Consider the following 3,215-nt stretch of genomic DNA (forward strand, 5'->3'; position numbering starts at 1 on the left):
GGAACAGGCCGGCGTAGCGGCCGTCGGCGAGCATGAGCTGGTCGTGGGTGCCGGACTCGACGAGGGTGCCGGAGTCGAGTACCAGGATGGTGTCCGCGTCGCGGAGGGTGTTGAGGCGGTGGGAGATCAGCAGGCTGAGCCGGCCCCGGCGCAGGCTGGCCAACTGCTGGTGCAGCGAGTGTTCCACCTCCGCGTCCAGACCGGAGCTGGGCTCGTCGAGGATGAGCAGGTCCGCGTCGTCGCGGAGGAAGGCTCGGGCGAGGGCGATGCGCTGCCACTGGCCGCCGGACAGCGACGCGGCCCGGTCGCCCTCCTCGTCGGTGGGGAAGATCCGGCTCAGCAGTGTGGCGTAGCCCCGGGGTAGTGCGGAGATCGCGGCGTCCACGTCGGCCAGCCGCGCCGCCTCTCGGATCCGGTCCAGGTTCCCCAGATCGCGCAGCCGGCCGATGCCGATGTTGTCCGCCGCGGTGAAGTCGTAGGACATGAAGTCCTGGAACACCGCGCTGGTCCGGGCGCGCAGCGCGGCCGGGTCGAGCTCCCGGATATCCTTGCCGTCCCACAGGATTCGGCCGCGCTGCGGCTCGTACATCCGGCACAGCAGCTTGACCATCGTGGTCTTGCCGGCGCCGTTGAGCCCGACCAGCCCCACCGCCGAACCGGCCGGCAGCCGGCAGCTCACCCCGCGCAACACCCACGGAAGGTCGGCGCCGTACCGGAACCACACGTCCTCGAACACGATGCCGTCGCGCAGCGGCGCCACGTCCAGGCCGGTGACGGTCGGGGTGGGACGGTCGGCGATCGCGAGATAATGGCTGAACAGCAACAGAGCGCGGTACCCGTTGGCGGTCTGGTCGGTCGCGCCGCCGAACGCCGCGTGCAGGGCCACCAGTGCGGCGAGCAGAATCGTGACGTCGCCGACGGTGAGCTGGCCGTGCACGGCGAGATAGGCGGCGGTCGACACGCCGACCAGCGTCACCACGGCGCCGAGCAACCCGACCGCCAGCTCCATCCGAGCGGCGACCTTGTCCACTCCGGACTCGGCGGCGTTGGCCGCGCGGAGGTCGCGCAGCATCCGGCCGGTGAGGTAGTCGCCGAGGCCGAACAGGCGGACCTCCTTGGCGGCCCGCACATCGGTGGCCAGCAACCGGAAGAAGATCTGCCGGCGCTGCAGGACCGAGACGTCGGTGATCAGGTCGGCCCGAATCCTGGCCAGGCGCAGCTGCAGCATCGCGGTGGGCACCGCGACGACCACGACCACCGCGAGCAGCCACGGGCACAGGACCAGGATGGTCGCGGCGAAGCCGGCGCTGGTGACCGAAGCCTGCACCAGGTGCACCCCGGCGTCGATGGCCTCCTCGGGTGCGGCGTCGCCGGCCTGCTCGGCCAGCCGGATCCGGTCCAGCGTGTCCGGGTCCTCGAACTGCGCCAACCCGGGATAGGCGTTGATGCTGCGGAACAACCGAATCCGCACCGCGACCCGGATGTTGCGGTGCATCGCTCCGCGCAGGTAGAGCTCGGCCGCGTCGACTGCCTTGACCAGCACGCCGGCCAGGACCAGCGTTGCGGTGCAGAACACCACGGTGCGCACGGACGCCCCGGCGCCGGCGGTCAGCTCGTCGAGCAGCACACCGGTCGCCCACGCGGCGGCCACCGGCAGGCTGCCGCCCACAACCGTCAGCGCCAGCACCGCGCTGAGCTGCCGGGGCGACGCCGAGGCGCCGAGTCGAGCCGCCGCCACAGCCCAGCGCAGCACTGTGGCGGGGCTCGCGCGCTCGATGCCGACCATGGCTATGAGCTCAGTGCGCCCGAGCCGGCGTCTTGGCCGATTCCAGTACTCCGGCCAATCCGTGGCCGGCATGCTGGATCACGCCCTCGCGCACCAGCAGCACCGCGGGAAACTCCTGGATGTCGAACGCTTTGGTGATCGGACCCTGATCGAGCTCCTCGACCAGCAGCGCCCGGTCGCCGAGCGCGGTGACCATGCCGGCCCGCTTCTCCGGCGGACCGATGATCACGACCAGCGGCCGGACCGGTGCGTCCAGGTCACGCAGTCCGGGAACCTGGTCATGGCAGGACGCGCATTCGGTGGTCAGCATCGCGAAGATCCGTTCCGGACCGGACAGTTCGGCTTGGCTGACCGGCGTGCCGTCGACCGAGACCGCACTGAACTCGGGAACCGGCGTACCGGGATGGGGTAACCCGCCGTCGGAGGCGGGCAGGAACATGTTGACCCGCTCGGTGACCGCGCGCACCCGGCGGCCCAGCACCAGCACCAGGCCGAACGTGCCGAACGCCACCAGGGCAACGAGAACGATCGCTATCCACAGAGCGACGATGGTCTGACTCCCTCCAGACGTGCGGCCGGGCCGGGCCCGCAGGCCCGACCCGGCGCTGACATCAGTAGTTGGCGCACCCGTTGGGGCAGCCGTATCCCCAGGCGGTACAGGCCTTGTGGCCGCCGGTGCAGAGCTTGCAGCACCGCTTCTTCCCCGCAGAGTTGGTCTCGCACCAACCGTCTGTGCAGGCCTGTGCCTGCGCTTCTGGCAGCAGCTTCGCCATGATGGCGCTGCCGATCCGGCCGACAGATCGAAGCATGTAACGATCCTTTCTGCCTGTGAGTTGATCACTGGCAGCTTGTCAGCCGAGTTTCTCGCCGGTCAAGTCCTGATCGGTAAGCGGTTCGGCTGAGACGCTCAGTAGTTGGCGCACCCGTTTGGACATCCGTAGCCCCATGCGGTACAGACCTTGCCGCCGGTGCACTGCTTGCAGCAGCGCCGGCGTCCGGAGCTCTTCTCGCACCAACCCTCCGTGCAGGCCCGGGCCCGCGCACCGGGCAAGACCATTTCCAGAATGGCGGATCCCATTCGTCCGACCGATCGAAGCATCGGGACTCCTTTGTCATTGATGGCCAATTCTCGACAGGCTGCCACCCGGAATTGCCGGGGTCAAGGCGGGCACCAGGCGATTTACGCTAGACTGGTATTCGTGCACAAATCGACAAAAGCGTTGCTCACGCTGGCAAGTGCCGGGGCGGCGGTGGGCATCGCCCGGGTGGCGCTGCTGGTGATCCGGGTGGACGGCACCAGCATGCTGCCGACATTCCGGCCAGGTGACGCGGTGCTCACCCTGCGCCGCCGGGTCCGGCCGACCGTCCGGCGCGGCGACATCGTCGTGTGCCAGCGGCCCGATCCACGGCCCGGCCCGCAGTCTTACCT

General features: G+C 69.7%; 3 protein-coding genes. 1 reads left to right on the forward strand and 2 read right to left on the reverse strand.

Annotated elements, in window-relative coordinates:
* Together VFO68_RS14375 and VFO68_RS14380 are read right to left on the reverse strand one after the other, a co-directional pair.
* Positions 1-1,786, reverse strand: a 1,786-nt coding sequence (locus tag VFO68_RS14375) for an ABC transporter ATP-binding protein (protein ID WP_325158767.1), incomplete at its 3' end; no start/stop codon positions are given.
* Between the two features lie 10 nt (positions 1,787-1,796).
* A complete protein-coding gene (locus VFO68_RS14380) occupies positions 1,797-2,297 on the reverse strand; it encodes a hypothetical protein (protein WP_325158768.1) in 501 nt (166 codons plus the stop codon).
* 688 nt (positions 2,298-2,985) lie between these two features.
* Between VFO68_RS14380 and VFO68_RS14385 the strand changes: the two genes are divergently transcribed.
* On the forward strand, positions 2,986-3,215 hold a 230-nt coding region (locus VFO68_RS14385; RefSeq protein ID WP_325158769.1), incomplete at its 3' end, for a S24/S26 family peptidase.

Source organism: Actinophytocola sp. (genome assembly GCF_035712165.1).
GTDB lineage: Bacteria > Actinomycetota > Actinomycetes > Mycobacteriales > Pseudonocardiaceae > DASYTH01.